We start from the raw sequence: 15,592 nt of genomic DNA on the forward strand, positions 1-15,592 counted from the left end.
CCGATGCCCTCGACGTGCTGATCCTGATCGGCCTGCTGTACGTGCTGATCAAGATTCCCGGTTGGGTGGCGCGCAGCGTCTGGCAGCAGGCCAGGCCGCAGCTGCTGATGCGGCTGGTCAAGGCCGTGGTCGTCTACAAGACCCTCGGCGCGGTCGGCGGCGCGCTCCGCAAGACCAGAGCCGCTTCCGGCGCGGCGTCCTCGCGGCAGCTCGCATCCGCCGGGCGCGGCCGGCCTCCTCGGCGCGGTGGCGGTGGTCCCGCAGGCGGCGGAGCTCCCGGGCGCGGCCCGAAGGGCACCGGCCCGCGCCCCTCCTCTCCGCCCTCTCCTTCTCCGCGGCCTTCCCCTGGTGGGCCGCACGCTTCCGGAGGAAACCCGACGATGACCCCGTCCAGCTCGACCGCTCCCCCGAACCCGTCACGGCCGTCCACGAGTTTCTGGCCGCCCTGGCCCCAGCAACTCCAGCTCCCGCTCGGCCTTCCCGACCGGCGGGGACGCCAGATCGCCCTGCCGTTCCCGGTGACCCGGGTCCCGCGCGCCCCGGTGCCCGCACCGGTCCCGCCGCCGACCGGACCGTGGATCCGCCCGCGCCCGCCGTACATGCAGGACCGGTTGCCGGGGATGCCGACCCGCCCGTCCCGGCCCCGACAGCTGCACCTGCGGCTCGATCCCCCGCCCCGCCGGATGCCGAGAAGGGATAAGCGATGAACGACGCCGAGCCGCTGATCACCCGGATTCCCGCCGACGTCGCCCGGCCCGACAAGCTCGCCTACGGCCTGACACTGCGACAGATCGTCGTCCTGGCCGTCACCGGTGCGCTCGCCTCCGCCGTCTACTACGCCTTCCACCAGGTGCTGCCGGTCCTGGTGCTCGCGGCGGTGCTGCTGCCGCTGCTGGCGCTCGGGGCGGTGATCGCCCTGGGCCGCCGGGACGGGCTCACCCTGGACCGGTTCATCTTGGCCTCCCTGGTGTTCCTACGCTCGCGCAAGGACCTGGTAGCCGCGCCCGAGGGAGTCCCGGTCCCGCCGCGCTGGTGCCGCCTGCGCGGGAAGCTCCCCGCTCCGCTGCGGCTGCCGGTCCGAGCCATCCGCACCGACGGGGCGCTGGAGCTGGCCGACGGCGGTACGGCGGTGCTGGTGGAGACCTCCACCCTCTCCTTCCACCTGCGCACGGCCGCGGAGCAGGCCGCGCTGGTGGGGGCGTTCGGCCGGTGGCTCAACTCCCTGGACGCACCCGCGCAGATCCTCATTCGCGCCCGGCCGGTGGACCTGACCGGCCTGATCGAGGCGGTCGAGCGGCGGGCACCGGAGCTGCCGCACCCGGCGCTGGAGCAGGCCGCCGCCGAGCATCTGGCGTTCCTGTCCCGCTTGAACGCCTCGCGGGACCTGCTGGGCCGCCAGGTCCTCGTCGTCCTGCGGGACCCGCCTGCGGCACGGGGACAGCGCAGGCCTTCCCGGGACGCCTCGGCCGCGGTGGTGCTGCGCCGTGCCGCCGAGGCGGAGCGGGCGCTGGCCACGCTCGGCGTCACCGCGACCGTGCTGGACGCCGCTGCCGCAGGCCAGGTGCTGACCGAGTGCCTCGATCCCGGGAGCTGGCATCCGGCCCCGGTCGCCCTGCCCGACGAGCTGATCACTTTCAAGGAGAACCAGTGAAACTCCGCCGAACACCACCGGCCCTGAGCACGATGGCCCACCCCGGTGCACTGCGCGTCGGCGCGCGGACCCTCGCCTTCCCTGGTGGCGTCGCCGCCTCCTTCGCGGTGACCGGTTACCCGCGGGAGGTGGGCGCGGGCTGGCTGGAGCCGCTGCTGACCTACCCGGGCCGCCTGGACGTCTCCCTGCACGTCGAGCCGATCCCGCAGGCGGTGGCGGCGATGCGGCTGCGCCGCCAGCTCGCCCGCCTGGAGTCGGCCAGCCGCTCCGACGCCGAGCACGGGCGGCTGGCCGACTTCGCCACCGAGGCCGCCGCCGACGACGCGACCGACCTGGCCGCCAGCCTCGCCCGGGGCCACGGCCGCCTGTTCACGGTCGGCCTGTACCTCACCGTCCACGCCGCCACCGAGCAGGAGCTGGAGGCCGAGGTCGAGCGGATCCAGGCGCTGGCAGCCTCCCTGCTGCTGGACGCCCAGCCGACGACCTTCCGCGCGCTGCAGGGCTGGGTCACGTCCCTGCCGCTGGCCACCGACGCCCTGCGGCTGCGGCGCAGCTTCGACACCACCGCGCTGGCCGCCGCCTTCCCGTTCACCTCCCCCGACCTGGCCGCCCCGGCCGGGGACACGACGGTGCTGTACGGCATGAGCGGCTCGGGCGTGGTGCTGTGGGACCGCTTCGCGCAGGACAACCACAACTCCGTCGTGCTGGCCCGCTCCGGCGCCGGCAAGAGCTTCTTCACCAAGCTGGAGACGCTGCGACTGCTGTACCAGGGCGTCGAGGTCGCGGTCGTGGACCCCGAGGACGAGTACGCCCGCCTGGCCCGCGCGGTCGGCGGCACCCACCTGCGGCTGGGCGCGGCCGGGGTGCGGTGGAACCCGCTCGACCTGCCCGCCCGGGGCGGCCCGCACGACGACGTGCTCGCCCGGCGGGCCATGTTCCTGCAGACCCTCGTCGCCACGATGGTCGGCCAGCCGCTGTCCGCGCAGGCGCGGGCGGCGCTGGATGCGGCGGTGCTGGCCGCCTACGCCTGCGCGGGCATCACCCGCGATCCGAAGAGCTGGACCAGCCCCGCACCGCTGCTGGCCGACCTCGTCGCCCAGCTCGCCGTCAGCACGTCGGGGGCGGAGCTGGCCGCGCAGCTCGCGCCGTACGTGACCGGCTCCTACCGGGAGCTGTTCGACGGGCCGACCACCACGGCCCCGTCCGGACATCTGATCGTCTTCTCCCTGCGGGACCTGCCGGACGAGGTCAAGTCGGTCGGCACGCTGCTGGCGCTGGACGCGATCTGGCGGCGGGTGGCCAACCCCCGCGACCGCAGGAAGCGCCTCGTCGTGGTGGACGAGGCGTGGCTGCTCATGCGCGAGGCCGAGGGTGCGAGGTTCCTGTTCCGGATGGCCAAGGCCGCCCGCAAGCACTGGGCCGGGCTCGCCGTCGTCACCCAGGATGCCGCCGATCTGCTCGGCTCCGATCTCGGGCAGGCCATCGTGGCCAACGCCGCCAGCCAGATCCTGCTCCGGCAGGCGCCGCAGGCGATCGGCGCGGTCGGGGACGCCTTCGGCCTGTCGGAGGGCGAGCGGCAGTTCCTGCTCACCGCGGAGCGGGGCGAGGCGCTCATGGTCGCCGGGTCGGCCAGCCGGGTCGCCTTCCAGGTCGTCGCCTCCGACGCCGAGTCCGCGCTCATCACCAGCGACCCGGCCGAGCTGGTCCATCTGGAACCGGCCGAGGCGACGTTCACCCTGTTCGACGACGAGGAGGGCGATCCGCTGTGAGCCCGGGCCTGCTGTGCGATCTCGACGGCCGGGACGTCGAGGCCGTTCTCGGTTTCCTGCGGGAGCTTCCGGCACGGCTGCCGGAGTTCCTGCTTGCGTACGGCTGGCAGGCTGGGGCCGCCGCCGTCGCCGGAATCTCGGTGCTGGCTGCGGCCCGCCGCCTGGTGGGGCGGTTCCGGCACGCGAGGCTGGAGCCGGGGGCGCGGCTGGTGGAGATCTCGTCTCCGCCGCAGGCCGACCCCAAGGGTGCGCTGGTGTTCTGGAACCAGCTCGCCGGTCTGCTCCGCCCGGCCTGGAAGCGCCTGGCCGCCGGACAGCCGCACCTGGTCTGGGAGTACGCCGGGGACGAGTCCGGCGTCCGCATCCGTTTGTGGGTGCCCGGCGGCGTCCCGCCCGGCATGGTGGAGAAGGCCGTCGAGGCCGCGTGGCCCGGTGCCACCCTCACCACCGGACCGGCGACCTCGCCTCTCCCGGAAGAAGCCAGAGTGGCCGGTGGCCGGTTGGTACTTAGCCGCAGCGAGCACCTCCCGCTCAAGACCGACCACCACGCCGACCCGGTGCGCTCGCTGCTGACCGCCATGAGCGGCCTGCGCACCGGTGAGCAGGCGCTGGTGCAAGTCCTCGCCCGACCCGCCACCGGGCGGCGTCTGCGGCGGGCGCACCGCGCGGCGGCGGCCCTGCGCGGCGCGAGGACCGCCAGCCCCATCGGGCAGGTCCTGGACGAGCTCGCCCCGATGTCCGGCCACGACCGCCCCGGCGAGCTGGCGCGGATGTTCCCCGAGCGGGCCGAGCAGGTCCGCGCCATCCTGGCCAAAGCCAGCCAGCCCCGCTACCAGGTGGCCGTCCGCTACGCGGTCGCCTCCACCGCCACGGCTCGCCCCGTCTCTGGATGGCTGCGCGGGCAGGCGCACACCCTGGCCGGAGCCTTCGCCCTGTTCTCCTCCGGCCACCAGTACCTGCGCCGGCGCCGCCTGCTGCACCCCGCGAAGGTGCTGGCCTCCCGGCGGCTGGACGCGGGTCACCTGCTGTCGGCGGGCGAGCTGGCCGCGCTCGCCCATCTGCCCTGGGACGCCGACGCCCCCGGCATCACCCGCGCCGGAGCCCGCCCTGTCGCGCCCTCACCGGCCGTGCCGCGCGGGTCGGCCGCCGGGCCGGTACGGGTCCTGGGGGACGCCGACAGCGGCCCTGCGCGGCCGGTGGCGATGCCGGTCGCCGACGCCCGTCACCACGTGCACGTGCTGGGCGGAACCGGCGTCGGCAAATCCACCCTGCTGGCCAACCTGGTGCTCGCCGACGCCGAGGCGGGCCGGGGAGCGCTCGTCATCGACCCCAAGGGCGACCTGGTCACCGACGTGCTGGCGCGGCTGCCGAGCGCGGCGATCGGCCGGACGGTTGTCTTCGACCCGCAGGACGTCGCCCGGCCTCCGGCGATCAACGTGCTGGCCGGACCCGACCCGGCCTTCGCGGTCGACTCGATCGTCACCATCTTCCACCGCTGCTTCTCCTCGGCCTGGGGGCCGCGGGTCGACGACCTGCTCCGCTCCACCTGCCTGACGCTGACCAAGGTGCTCGGGCAGCGGGCGACGCTGGCCGAGGTGCCCCGGCTGCTGACCGACTCGGCCTACCGCGCCCGGATCACCGCGCGGCTGGACGATGAGCTGCTGGCCGGCTTCTGGGAGTCGTACCAGGCGCTCACCCCGGCGGGGCAGGCGACCGTGATCGGGCCGGTGATGAACAAGCTGCGCGCCGTCCTGCTCCGCCCGTTCATCCGGCACGCTCTGGCCAACCCGAGCACGACCGTGCCCGTCGGCCAGTTGCTCAACGACGGCGGCCTGGTGCTCGCGCGCCTGCCCAAGGGCATCCTCGGCGACGACGCCGCCCGCCTTTTCGGCTCGGTCCTGCTCGCCCACACCTGGCAGGCCGCCACCAGCCGCGCCCGCCTCGCCGAGGCCAAGCGATCCGATGCCGCGCTCTATATCGACGAGTGCCACAACTTCCTCAACCTGCCCGGCCACATCAACGACGTGCTCGCCGAGGCACGGGGCTACCGGCTCTCGCTGGTCCTGGCCCACCAGCACCTGGACCAGCTCCCCGCCGACCTGCGCGAGGCGCTTTCCGCCGACGCCCGCAACAAGATCTACTTCGCGGCCTCGCCGAAGGACGCCGGTGACCTCAAGGCCCACACCGCACCGCTGATCGCCCCGCACGACCTCATCCACCTCGGGGCGTTCCAGGCCGCCGCCCGGCTGGTCGTCGCCGGTCGGCAGGCCCCGGCCTTCACTCTGCGGACCCGCCCGTTGCCTCCCGTGGTCCCCGGACGGGAGCAGGCCGTACGGCAGGCGTCCCGCGAACGGTTCGCCGTACCGGCCCCGACCGGCGGGGCGGAGCGCAAACGCAGGCGCAGAGCCGCCGGGCACGACCCGCGCGCCACCCACCTCGGCCGGTGAACCGGCCAGCCACCGCACCGCCTCGATCACCAAGGAGATGACTCATGCCGGTGACCCGCATCCCGCTCGGGCTGCCCCGCCTCGACGCCGACGCGCTGGTAGAGCTGGCCGCGCGCCTCACCCCGCGCGACTACGACATCCTCGGCTGCCTGCACCAGCACCGCGTGCTGACCACCCACCAGATCCAGAAGATCTTCTTCACCCTGCCCCAGCCCACCCGGCGCCGCCTGGCGATCCTGCACCGGTTGCACACCGTGACCCGCTTCCGGCCCTGGACCGCCTACGGCGGCGGCTCGGCCCCCGCCCACTGGATCCTCGGCCGCGCCGGAGCCGCCCTCCTCGCGGCCAAGGAGGGCGTCACTGTCAGCCAGCTCGGCTACCACCCCGACGTGGCCATGGCCGTCTCGGTGTCGAAGAAGCTCGGCCACCAGATCGGCGTCAACGACTTCTTCGCCGACCTCCACCACTACGCCCGCAGATCCGAGGGCTCCGCCGAGGTCCGCGCGTGGTGGCCCGAGCGCCGCTGCGCCCAGCTCTGGGGAGACCTGGCCCGGCCCGACGCCTACGGCCGCTGGGCCGAGAACGGCCGCGAGATCGACTTCTTCCTCGAACACGACACCGGCAGCGAGCCGCTGGCCAGGGTCGCCGCCAAGCTGAACGGCTACGCCGACCTGGCCGAGGCCACCCGCATCACCACGCCTGTACTGCTGTGGCTGCCCGGCCGCGCCCGCGAGAGCCACCTGCGCGAGCTCATCGGCGAGACGGACGTGCCGGTCGCCACCGCCGTGCACACCACCGTCGGCGACGGCCCCGCCGGGCCGGTCTGGCTGCCGGTCGGCTCACCCAGTCCCCGGCTGCGGCTGGCCCAGCTCGCCGACGCCTGGCCCGATCTGATCCTCGGCGCCGCCTCCGAACCCGCCGGAGACGACGGGAGGTGAAGTCCGCCGCGGCCGGCGCCGCCCTCCTGCTCTGCCTGTTCGCCGCCTTCATCGCAGCAGCCGTGAGCGTTCTCACCGGCTCCGCCGTCCCCGGGGCCTTCGGGTGCCTGCTGGCGATACCGAGCGGCGGCGGCACGCGGGAGGGCGGCCCAGTCGCGGGCCTCGACGGCGAGCAGAGCGGGAACGCCGCCGTCATCGTCCAGACCGGCGTGCAGCTGGGGCTCCCTGCCCGCGCCGCCGTGATCGCGGTCGCCACCGCCATGCAGGAGTCCGGCCTCCGCAACGTCGCCCACGGGCACCTGGACTCCCTCGGCCTGTTCCAGCAGCGCCCCTCCCAGGGATGGGGAACGCGCGAGCAGATCCTCGACCCCGCCTACGCGGCCCGCCGGTTCTACGAGCGCCTCGTCACCGTGCCCGACTGGGAACGGCTCCCCCTGGCCCGCGCCGCGCAGGCCGTGCAGCGGTCGGCCTTCCCCGGCACTTATGCCCGGTGGGAACCGCTCGCCCAGCGGGCCGTCGACGCCCTCACCGGTTCCTGCGTCGCGGTCATCCCCGGCGAGCGGGCCGCCGCCGTCATCGCCTACGCCCAGGCCCAGCTCGGCAAGCCGTACATCTGGGGAGCCGAGGGGCCCGCCTCGTTCGACTGCTCTGGGCTGACCATGCGCGCCTACCAGGCCGCCGGGATCACCGTCCCCCGCGTGGCCGCCGACCAGTGGCGGCACGGGCCGCCCGTCCCGCCCGGCCAGGAGCAGCCCGGGGATCTGGTCTTCTTCCGGATGGAGGCGGGCGGGCCGGGCCACGTGGGCATCGTGATCGGCGGCGGCCGGATGATCCACGCACCCCGCACCGGCGACGTCGTGAAGGTCGCCCCGTATCAACGGCCCGACCTGGTCGGCTTCACTCGGCCCGCCCACCTTGCAGGAGAAAGCTCCTCCCGCTGAGCAAGACAACACGTCTCCATTCGGACAGTTGACCTGGTCGACTGCCCTTCAGAGCGAAGGGCACCGCTCATGAACACGAGCACAAGCCGCTGTACTCACCTAGCGAAGAAGAACCACCTGCATATCAGATGCTTGAACAAGCTCGATTCGGACGAGATGGGGAAGACGCTCAAGGAACTCACGGAAGGTTTGGCAGCCGTAGTTACGCTCATCGAATGAAGGGCTCAGCGTACGCATTCTCTGTTTAAGCCATGCACCGGGCGCGCTCCCGTCGGGACGCTCTTCGAGCGCGGCTCGAACCCACTGTTCGGCATCCGCGATGTGGAACCTCTTGCCAACGATCTTACGAACCTCGGGGTCCACTTCCGCAACAAGGGTTCCCCAGTACTTGTACTCCGAGCAGACCGCGACCAACCGCTGACTGGCCGATGCCTGGGTTCCCACTCCGACCACATACTTCCCGTACTCACGCAGTCGCATCACCAGCGGAGCGTAGTCACTGTCTCCGGTGACCAAGACGAAGCTGGCGATCTCCGCCCGCGTGAACAGGACTTCCATCGCGTCAACGGCGATCCGCATGTCAGCGGCGTTCTTCTGATTGGCGCCGAAGCGAGTTACCTGGATGAGGTCGATTCCGTTGAGGGCGAGGTCCTGCTGCCGGCCTGAAGAACGAAGAGAAGTCCAGTCTGCGTAAGCTCGGCGCACGGAAGTGTTTCCATACTTGCGGCACAGTAGTTCAAGCGCATGGAAGGGCACAGGATCAGCCTGCGGAGGCAGGTTTTCCTTCGCACCCACAGCCAGGTTCTCAAAGTCGATGAACAACGCTACCTGATCCACCAAGGCCTCCGTCCGGCGATGTCCAATGTGCACTCTTGCCACCGTGACATGACAGGGTTTGGAGCTCAACGGCAGTCATCGTCAATGTCACGGCCAAGGAAGTCCTGTCCACTGCGGATACGACCACGACGATTGGTGTCCCGCCGCAGTATGAGCGGCGGGACACCAATCGCCGTGGGCCTCGTCAGCAGTGCCAGCCGTGGCCCTTCTCTCCGCCGTGGACGCGGCACGCCAGCTCTTCCTCGGCGGTGAGGAAGATGACCGGCAGGCGCTCGACTCCGGTCGCCAGCGCCTTGTGGATGCGGTGCCAGCCGTCGATGACCAGCGGGCCGCCTCCGTCGGGCACCGGGACCGCGATCAGCGGCTCGGTCAGGTCGACCGTCCGGGCGTGCTCGGCGTCGATGACGATCAGGGCGAGCAGCCCGGACCAGCTGGCGGGGTTGAGGTGGGTGTTGGGGGTACGGCCTGCCGCGTACGCCTTGGCGGTGGTGACGTTCCACCTCCAGGCGAGCAGGTGGAACATCTCGGCGCTGCCGTTCATCGGGCCGCTCCCTCGACCGTGGCGTGGCCGGTCCCGTCCCCGGCGCGGGCGGCGGGACCGGTGAGCGCGTCGGCGAGCCGCTGCGTGGCGGTGAGGAACCGCTGGGCGGCCTGCCGCCTGGCCTGGGCCATGGCCTGGTGGAACAGGTCGCCGTAGCAGACCGGCCCGGCCTGGATCAGGTGCTGCTCGGCCCGGTGCCGGGTGCGCATGATCGCCTCGGCGCCGTCGACCTCCTCGCCGTTGATCAGGTCCATGACCTGCTGCCACCAGCCGTAGGCGTGCTGGGCGACGGAGGCACGGGCGAACTCCTCGGCGGTGAAGTCCGCGCCCTCGTCGGCGACGTAGGCGATTCTGCCGACCGCCTCGCCCCACTCCTCGGCGGCGCGGCTGTGGTGGTCGGTGGCCAGCTTCTCCAGCTGTCCCATGGCGTTCTCCTTCCAGATTCGACGGGGGTGGGGTCCGGTTCGGCCCGGCGCGCGGGCCGTACCGGACACGGGCGGGTGGTCAGGCGGCGAGCAGGTAGAACGCGCGGGCCTTGAGCTTGCTGTGGGCGTGGTCGTCCAGCAGGGCCCGCTCGGCCCGTACGACGGCGGCCTCGCGGCGGCCGACCACCGGGCTGCGGTGATCCAGCCGCTCGGTGACGGCGTTGTAGGCGGCCCAACGGGTGCCCCGGATGGGCTCGTTGGTGGGGGCGTCGGTGAACAGCCACTCCAGCTCGCGCATCGCCGTCTCGTGGTTCTTGCGGGTGAGGTCCTTGGCGTCCGGGGCCAGCGGCAGGAGCACCCCGGTGAACTCGCGGAACTCCTTGAGATCCATCGGGGTGGACAGGAGCTTCTCGGCTTCAGCGGCGAAGGCCTCGCCGTGCCGCCAGGTGAGTTTCAGGGCTTCGCGGGCCTCGCTGATCCGCCCGGCGATGTGGCCGGTGTGGCGGACCTTGAACATGGAGGCGAAGTCGCGCAGCGCGGCGCGCTCGGTGTTGGCGCACACGACCCGGACCGGGGTGGCGACCGTGGTGAAGGAGCCCCAGCCGTCGTGCCGGGAGAAGGCCGCCAGGTACAGGTCGACCCGGTCGAACCCGCCGACCATGAGCGGCTCGGGGAGCTTCATGGTGACGAAGACGCGGCGTCCGCCGTTCAGCGAACCGCCGGTGTCGAAGACGGCTCCGGACTCGTCGACGAGGGTCTGCAGGAAGTCGGCGACCTCCTCGTTCTGGACGATCTTGTAGTCCTTGCCGACCATGCCGAGCCGTTCCGGGGATCCGGTGACGGGGTTGGTCCGGACGATCAGGAAGTCCTCGTCGGCGGTGACGGGCTGGCCGGTGTCGGGGTCGGTGACCGTGCCGACCGGCACCTTGCGGACGTTCCATCCGGCGAGCCGGGCGTTGGACAGGAGCTCCTCGGCGGTCATCGGGCCGGGGGCGGTGTAGCCGAGCCGGTGCCAGCCGGGCCTGGTCGCGGCGGCGAATCCGGCGGAGCCGTCAGCGAAGATCTCAATCTCGTGAGCCATGACAGATGCCTCCTTGGGCGTGGTGAATACGGACAGGAGCGGGATGGGTCGGGAGTGGGGCGGGCCGCGTGGCGGCCCGCCCGCCGGGATCAGCTGGCCGCCTGGGAGGCGGCCTCGGCCGTGGCCGCGAACCGGCGGGGGCGCTCGCAGGTCAGCTCGGCCTGGCCGAGGTTGACGAGCCGGTCGAGGGCGTTGGCCACCGCGCCGGAGGAGCTCTCCAGGACCCGGCCGATCTCGTAGGGGGTGAAGTCCTTGTCGGGGTGGGCGGTCAGGTGGGCCAGGATCCGGTCGCGGAGCTGGCCGGGCCGGACCGTCGCCCCGCCCGAGGCGCTGCGGCTGCCGCCGCTGCTGCGGCCGGGGGCGGGGGTGGTACCGGTCAGCACCGCGCGGGCGTTGCGGTGTGCCTGGGCGCTCTTGGCGATGAACATCTCCAGCCGTCCCAGCGCCAGGATGGCCTCGCCGGTGTCCATCGCGTTGACCGTGCCGAGGAGGAGGTCGGAGAGTTCGAGCAGCTCGGCGCGGGCCTGGGAACGGGCCGGGTCCTCCGGCTGGTCGGGCTCTTCCGTGGCCTCCGAAACGTCGTGGTCGGTGTGCTCCTCCGGCTCGTCCCCGGTCTCGAGCTCATCCCCGATCTCGGGCTCGGCCTCGTCGTCACCGGTCGGCTCCGGATCCGGGCCGGTCTCGTCGGCCTCTGCCGAGACGACCGACTCCTCCAGGTCCGGCGCGGACTCCTCGACAGAGGCCGCCTGCTCGTCACCGGGCGTCTCGGCCGGGGCGTCCTCGTGCGGAACGGAGGCTGCGAGCGGCTCGGGGTTGTGCTCCTCTTCGGGCTCTCCGGCGTCGGTGCCGCTGTCCGGGCCGGGCGTGTCGGTGATGACGGGGTGCCAGCGGTCCGGCGTCCGGCCGCGCCCGTCGTGACCGCCGGGGACGCGGGTGGCCCGGCCCTCGACCTCGAGCTGGTTGAGGATCTTGGAGGCGGCGGCGCGGCTCATCCCGGCCATGGCGCCGATCATGATGGCGGTTCCGCCGGGGTTGGCCGTCAGAGCGGCCCACAGGGCCTCGACGCGGGCGTTGGGGGCGGAGGTGGGGTCAGCGTCCGGGTCGAGGGTCTGCGGGGCGTCAGCGGCGGTTTCCGGGGTGATGATTGCGGCCATTGGTAGGGCTCCTTTCCCGTTGGGTTCCGGCGGTTGTTCGCCGGTCCGGATTTCGTTGGAGCTCGACCATGTCTCTGGTGCGCGGCCTTTTCAAGCGGTCGCGGAATTTTTTTCATTACTCCTTCGGATGGAGAGGCTTACCTAGCAAGACCTCTCATGAGCTGCGGCGATTCTTCTCCGATAATGCTCGCCGTGCGGCTTGACTTCAGACGCCAAACAAGCTCTTCCGTTATTCACACGAAAGGAGGCCGCCTCTTATATATGAGGGCAGCTTGAGGCGAAGAAGAACGACCAGCGGGCTTGTCCCGATGCGAGAAGGACAGCCGAGCACATCCGCCGGGCGGGTGAATCCGGCCTGGCGGCACCGCGCGCTTCCGGAAGGTTCAGCGGGGTGCCTGACGAGCCGGGCCAGCAGGCCAGCCAGACGGAACCCGGGGCCCGCCGCTACAGGCGGCACGGCGGGAGCCGTACGGCTGCGCCCCCGCGCTGCTCCACCGGCTCGCCCGTCATGACCACAGCCGCGTCCTTGACCGCCTCGGCCGCCGCTCGGCGCGCCGCGTCTCGGCGGGCAGCGATCCGTGTGCAAGCCGAGCCGAACAGGGTTCTGCTCAGCGGTTCCCCTTCAGAGGCCGGCGGAGCCTGGGAGTGAAAGGAGAGCGCACGGCAGGAACCGATCAGCATGGAGAAGACCGCGTAGGACAGACACCGCCGCAGGGAGCATGAGCCTGCATCCGTACGGGCCCGCACATATTCACGCCTCGCCCTTGGGGCGAGTCGGGCCGCGGAACGCATCGGACGAAACCGGCCCGACCTGCAAGAGCCTCACTTTCCCGTCGATGCGGTCTAAGCAGCGCCACCGAACGCCACAGCAAAACGCAACGCCGAGCGCGACACGGAACGCGAGGAAGGCAGGGCGGCCCAGCCGGGGCGACGTCCCCAGGCCGGTCGCCTCAGCGTCCGAGGCCGGATCGCCGCCCGGCTCCCGCCGTACTCGACCGGGTGTGGTCCCGCCGTCTCCCTTCGCAGCGGGACCACACCCTGCCCGTGACGATGGACACTCCGCTTCATACGGGCTGTCAAGCCCGCCCGGACAGCCGTCGGCACCAGCGCCGCAGCGACCGCCCCAGGCGCGTCAGCGCTGACGCGCGCCCCGTAACGGCCCACGTCCCCGTCCGGGTCGGCTCGGCGGGCAGCACCCCAGCCCGGCCCTGAACGGCCGCCATCGGGCGCGTCGTGGCCAGCGGAAGCGCCACCGGCGGATCGGCCGGAGCGGGTGGCAACGCGGCGCGCAGATCCTGGGGCGTAGGGGCCACGATCACGATGTTCTGCCCGCGGACCGCGACCCAGACGTGGCTCAGGACCAGGAAGCCCCAGTTGGGGTAGTCGCGGCGCAGCCGCTGCAGTTCCTGGCGGGCTGATTCTTCGAGGCGGTAGGCCAGCACCGAGCCTTCGTAGCCGCCGTGGCCGCCCATCAGGCGCTCCTCGGCGCGTCCTGGGGGCGCAGGGCGAGCCGTGCCCAGACCGCGTGCCCGACGACCGGGTCACCGTGCACGCCCGCCTTGTCCGCCAGCTCCGCCACCCCGTGCAGCCCGCGCCCGCTCTCACGGAGGCCCTCCTCCCGTGGCCCGCGGTCGAAGACCGGGACGCCGTTCCCGCCGAGGTCGTAGACGGTGATGCGGGCCGAGCGCATACCGCGCTGGACCTCCACCACGAAGTGGCCGCCCTGCTGGCCGGAGAGGGTGTGCAGCAGGGCGTTGCTGACGAGTTCGGCTGTGATCCACTCGGCGTCGTCGGCCCGGTCGGTGTCGTCCAGCAGGAGCCGTACCAGCCGCCGGGCCGACGCCGCCTGGTCGCCCCGACCGGGGAAGCGTTTACGCCACAGCAGCGGGCCGAAGCCGCGCCACAGGCGCGACCTGGTGATCAGAGCGGGTCGGGGTTCGGGGAACGCGTCGGCATCCGCGCTGCCGTGCTCGTCCATGGTGTGGCCACCTCCATGTCGTCCCGGGGTTCCGGGAGGGGCCAGCACCATGAATCGACTCGGTGTCCGGATCGAACCCCCACCACCCGCCCCGCCGACCACCCCTGCGACCACCCCGTACGGCCTGCACGGACGCGCGTCACCCGGCCAACCGCTCCCCCATCGCGGGCGGATCGATCACCCCGCGCAGACTCGATCGCCTCCGGAAGGCGGCATACGATCCGCCCGCCGCTGACCAGCGCGGACATCGAAAGGACGGAGTGACGATGTCGGGGAAGGGTTACCAGACACTGCTCGACTGCCGGCGCCGCGGCTTCCTGCTGCGCGCTCACGGCTTCACCGTCGACCAGATCGCCGTCGTGCTCTCGCTCGACCACGAGGTGAGCTCTCTGCGGCTCTACCGCTACGCGGCCGGGCTCACCGCCGCCCAGGTGGTCGCGGTCTTCAACGACCTGGACCCCTCGGGTACGGCGTCACTGCGCGAGAGCAGGCTGTACGACTACGAGCTCTGGCCTGGTGGGGGACGGCGCCCTTCGGCGCGGACGCTTCAGCGGTTGGCGCGGATCTACGGCACCACCTCGGACCGGCTCCTGGCCGACGAGACGCACACAGACCGCGGCAGGCATGACCCGGCCGGCTTGCCCGCATAGCGCGATCGAGGTCCTGGCCGCCTACGGCCAGGACCTCGATATCCGTCATCCGATGATGCTCTGGTAGGTCTGCCGGGCCTGCCGGCTCGGCTGGGCATCGATCTCCTTGAGCCGCTCGGTGAACTGCTGAAACGTCCTGTGGACGGCGGCCAGGCGGCCGAGCTCACCGTGGATGGTCATGATCTGGCACCACAGGACCTCGCTGTACGGGTCGATCTGGTCGACACCGTGGTTCAGCAGGTCCAGCGCGCGCTCCGGGGCTGCCCGGTGTTCCATCTCGGCCAGGCTCAACACCGCGTTCATCGCCTGGGTGGCGGCGGCCTGACGCAGCGGCAGGCACCACAGGTCATCGCGGTCGACGAGCAGCGGTCCCTTGTACAGGGTCACCATCTCCCGCAGCGCCCGCATCCGGACGTTGTCATCGGCCTCGATGCCTGCCTGGAGGCGGGCCTCCTCGAAGCGCCACAGGTCGATGTCGAAGTAGGCCGCGGGCAGGTGACGCCGTCGCCCGGTCTTCACCACGAACCTCACGTCGGTGGACATCCCCATCGCGTGCCGCAGGGTGGCGTTGATGTCGCGCACACCTGTCTCCAGGCGGCGGTTCCCGCGTTCCCCCTCGTCCGGCCAGAGCCGCTCCACCACGGTCTCCGATAGCTCGCCGTCCTTGAACGCCGCGAGCAACGCGAACAGATCCCGTCCCTCGGAGCGGCCGAAGGAGATCTCCTTGCCGTCCACCCTCAGGTGCGTCACACCGAACAGTTGACCCACGATGCGGGCGGCCGTCGAGGAGACGACCGGCCGAGGTTCCGCGATCTCAGGTGCAGGAGGCGCATCCTCCGCGCTCTCGGAAGGGTTCGCTGGAGGCTGAGGCTTCCCAGCAGGCTCAGGGGCGGCACCGGTCACGCCTGTCGACGGCGGTGCCGTATCGTCCGCCGGTTTCCTCGGGGCAGGCGGAATCACCTCCCTGAGAGAGGCTCTCTCACCCAGCCGATCATCACCTGTAAGGGCTCCTGGCCCGGGTGTCTCCACGCCGGTGGAGAGAGCGGTCGCCCCGCTCGCAGCGGAGAGGGTGCGGAAGCGGCGGACGAGCAGCGCGCTGAGCACCATGACCATGGCGCCGAACAGGGTCGCCGCACCGAGCGGGGCCGCCGGGGAGGCATCATCCAGCGCCACCTTCGGA

General features: G+C 72.1%; 15 protein-coding genes. 7 read left to right on the top strand and 8 right to left on the bottom strand.

The annotated features are described in order from the left end of the window. Positions 1-14 precede the first annotated feature (14 nt). Genes ABD823_RS03455 through ABD823_RS03480 form a run of 6 tightly spaced genes read left to right on the top strand, consistent with a single transcriptional unit; the run spans position 15 to position 7,746 of the window. On the top strand, positions 15-707 hold the full coding sequence (locus ABD823_RS03455; protein ID WP_344855795.1) for a hypothetical protein: 693 nt from the start codon (positions 15-17) through the stop codon (positions 705-707). Continuing rightward, positions 704-1,651: a PrgI family protein gene (locus ABD823_RS03460; protein ID WP_344855797.1), complete on the top strand. Its 948-nt coding sequence runs from the start codon at positions 704-706 to the stop codon at positions 1,649-1,651. Before ABD823_RS03455 ends, ABD823_RS03460 begins: the two co-directional genes overlap by 4 nt. Further along, complete coding sequence (locus ABD823_RS03465; RefSeq protein ID WP_344855799.1) at positions 1,648-3,420, top strand: VirB4 family type IV secretion system protein; 1,773 nt, start codon at positions 1,648-1,650, stop codon at positions 3,418-3,420. Before ABD823_RS03460 ends, ABD823_RS03465 begins: the two co-directional genes overlap by 4 nt. Further along, positions 3,417-5,867, top strand: a complete 2,451-nt coding sequence (locus ABD823_RS03470) for a type IV secretory system conjugative DNA transfer family protein (protein ID WP_344855801.1) — start codon at positions 3,417-3,419, stop codon at positions 5,865-5,867. The genes ABD823_RS03465 and ABD823_RS03470 overlap by 4 nt, the downstream gene beginning before the upstream one ends. 44 nt (positions 5,868-5,911) lie before the next feature. Beyond that, positions 5,912-6,805 (top strand): replication-relaxation family protein, encoded by an 894-nt coding sequence (locus tag ABD823_RS03475; RefSeq protein WP_344855802.1) that lies wholly within the window; start codon positions 5,912-5,914, stop codon positions 6,803-6,805. Next, positions 6,802-7,746, top strand: coding sequence for an NlpC/P60 family protein (locus ABD823_RS03480; RefSeq protein ID WP_344855803.1), 945 nt, complete (start codon positions 6,802-6,804; stop codon positions 7,744-7,746). Before ABD823_RS03475 ends, ABD823_RS03480 begins: the two co-directional genes overlap by 4 nt. 99 nt (positions 7,747-7,845) lie before the next feature. Here ABD823_RS03480 and ABD823_RS03485 read toward each other — a convergent pair whose 3' ends face one another. The 7 genes from ABD823_RS03485 to ABD823_RS03515 form a co-directional block, all read right to left on the bottom strand. After that, positions 7,846-8,583: an NYN domain-containing protein gene (locus ABD823_RS03485; protein ID WP_344855804.1), complete on the bottom strand. Its 738-nt coding sequence runs from the start codon at positions 8,581-8,583 to the stop codon at positions 7,846-7,848. Positions 8,584-8,767: 184 nt separating this feature from the next. Further along, positions 8,768-9,124, bottom strand: a complete 357-nt coding sequence (locus tag ABD823_RS03490) for a ParB/Srx family N-terminal domain-containing protein (protein WP_344855805.1) — start codon at positions 9,122-9,124, stop codon at positions 8,768-8,770. Further along, a complete protein-coding gene (locus ABD823_RS03495; RefSeq protein ID WP_344855806.1) occupies positions 9,121-9,549 on the bottom strand; it encodes a hypothetical protein in 429 nt (142 codons plus the stop codon). The genes ABD823_RS03490 and ABD823_RS03495 overlap by 4 nt, the downstream gene beginning before the upstream one ends. Positions 9,550-9,628: 79 nt before the next feature. Next, positions 9,629-10,630: a DUF932 domain-containing protein gene (locus tag ABD823_RS03500; protein ID WP_344855807.1), complete on the bottom strand. Its 1,002-nt coding sequence runs from the start codon at positions 10,628-10,630 to the stop codon at positions 9,629-9,631. Between the two features lie 89 nt (positions 10,631-10,719). Next, complete coding sequence (locus ABD823_RS03505) at positions 10,720-11,784, bottom strand: MarR family transcriptional regulator (RefSeq protein ID WP_344855809.1); 1,065 nt, start codon at positions 11,782-11,784, stop codon at positions 10,720-10,722. 1,076 nt (positions 11,785-12,860) lie between these two features. Then, positions 12,861-13,256 carry a hypothetical protein gene (locus ABD823_RS03510; RefSeq protein WP_344855810.1) on the bottom strand — a complete coding sequence of 132 codons (396 nt, stop codon included), beginning with the start codon at positions 13,254-13,256 and terminating at the stop codon, positions 12,861-12,863. After that, the gene (locus ABD823_RS03515; RefSeq protein ID WP_344855811.1) at positions 13,256-13,762 is read right to left on the bottom strand and encodes an ATP-binding protein; all 507 of its coding nucleotides are present in this window, start codon (positions 13,760-13,762) and stop codon (positions 13,256-13,258) included. Before ABD823_RS03515 ends, ABD823_RS03510 begins: the two co-directional genes overlap by 1 nt. Positions 13,763-14,028: 266 nt before the next feature. Between ABD823_RS03515 and ABD823_RS03520 the strand changes: the two genes are divergently transcribed. Next, the gene (locus tag ABD823_RS03520; RefSeq protein ID WP_344855812.1) at positions 14,029-14,412 is read left to right on the top strand and encodes a helix-turn-helix domain-containing protein; all 384 of its coding nucleotides are present in this window, start codon (positions 14,029-14,031) and stop codon (positions 14,410-14,412) included. A 45-nt stretch (positions 14,413-14,457) separates the two neighbouring features. On the opposite strand, the gene ABD823_RS03525 is transcribed toward ABD823_RS03520, so the two are convergent. After that, complete coding sequence (locus ABD823_RS03525; RefSeq protein WP_344855813.1) at positions 14,458-15,162, bottom strand: AfsR/SARP family transcriptional regulator; 705 nt, start codon at positions 15,160-15,162, stop codon at positions 14,458-14,460. Positions 15,163-15,592: the final 430 nt, after the last annotated feature.

This window comes from Planomonospora alba (assembly GCF_039534085.1).
Taxonomy (GTDB): Bacteria; Actinomycetota; Actinomycetes; order Streptosporangiales; family Streptosporangiaceae; genus Planomonospora_B; species Planomonospora_B alba.

Coding starts and splice junctions, on each gene's coding strand:
- ABD823_RS03515 (WP_344855811.1), bottom strand. CDS start 13,762: ATGGACGAGCACGGCAGCGCGGATGCCGACGCGTTCCCCGAACCCCGA.
- ABD823_RS03500 (WP_344855807.1), bottom strand. CDS start 10,630: ATGGCTCACGAGATTGAGATCTTCGCTGACGGCTCCGCCGGATTCGCC.
- ABD823_RS03495 (WP_344855806.1), bottom strand. CDS start 9,549: ATGGGACAGCTGGAGAAGCTGGCCACCGACCACCACAGCCGCGCCGCC.
- ABD823_RS03490 (WP_344855805.1), bottom strand. CDS start 9,124: ATGAACGGCAGCGCCGAGATGTTCCACCTGCTCGCCTGGAGGTGGAAC.
- ABD823_RS03510 (WP_344855810.1), bottom strand. CDS start 13,256: ATGGGCGGCCACGGCGGCTACGAAGGCTCGGTGCTGGCCTACCGCCTC.
- ABD823_RS03520 (WP_344855812.1), top strand. CDS start 14,029: ATGTCGGGGAAGGGTTACCAGACACTGCTCGACTGCCGGCGCCGCGGC.
- ABD823_RS03505 (WP_344855809.1), bottom strand. CDS start 11,784: ATGGCCGCAATCATCACCCCGGAAACCGCCGCTGACGCCCCGCAGACC.
- ABD823_RS03460 (WP_344855797.1), top strand. CDS start 704: ATGAACGACGCCGAGCCGCTGATCACCCGGATTCCCGCCGACGTCGCC.
- ABD823_RS03475 (WP_344855802.1), top strand. CDS start 5,912: ATGCCGGTGACCCGCATCCCGCTCGGGCTGCCCCGCCTCGACGCCGAC.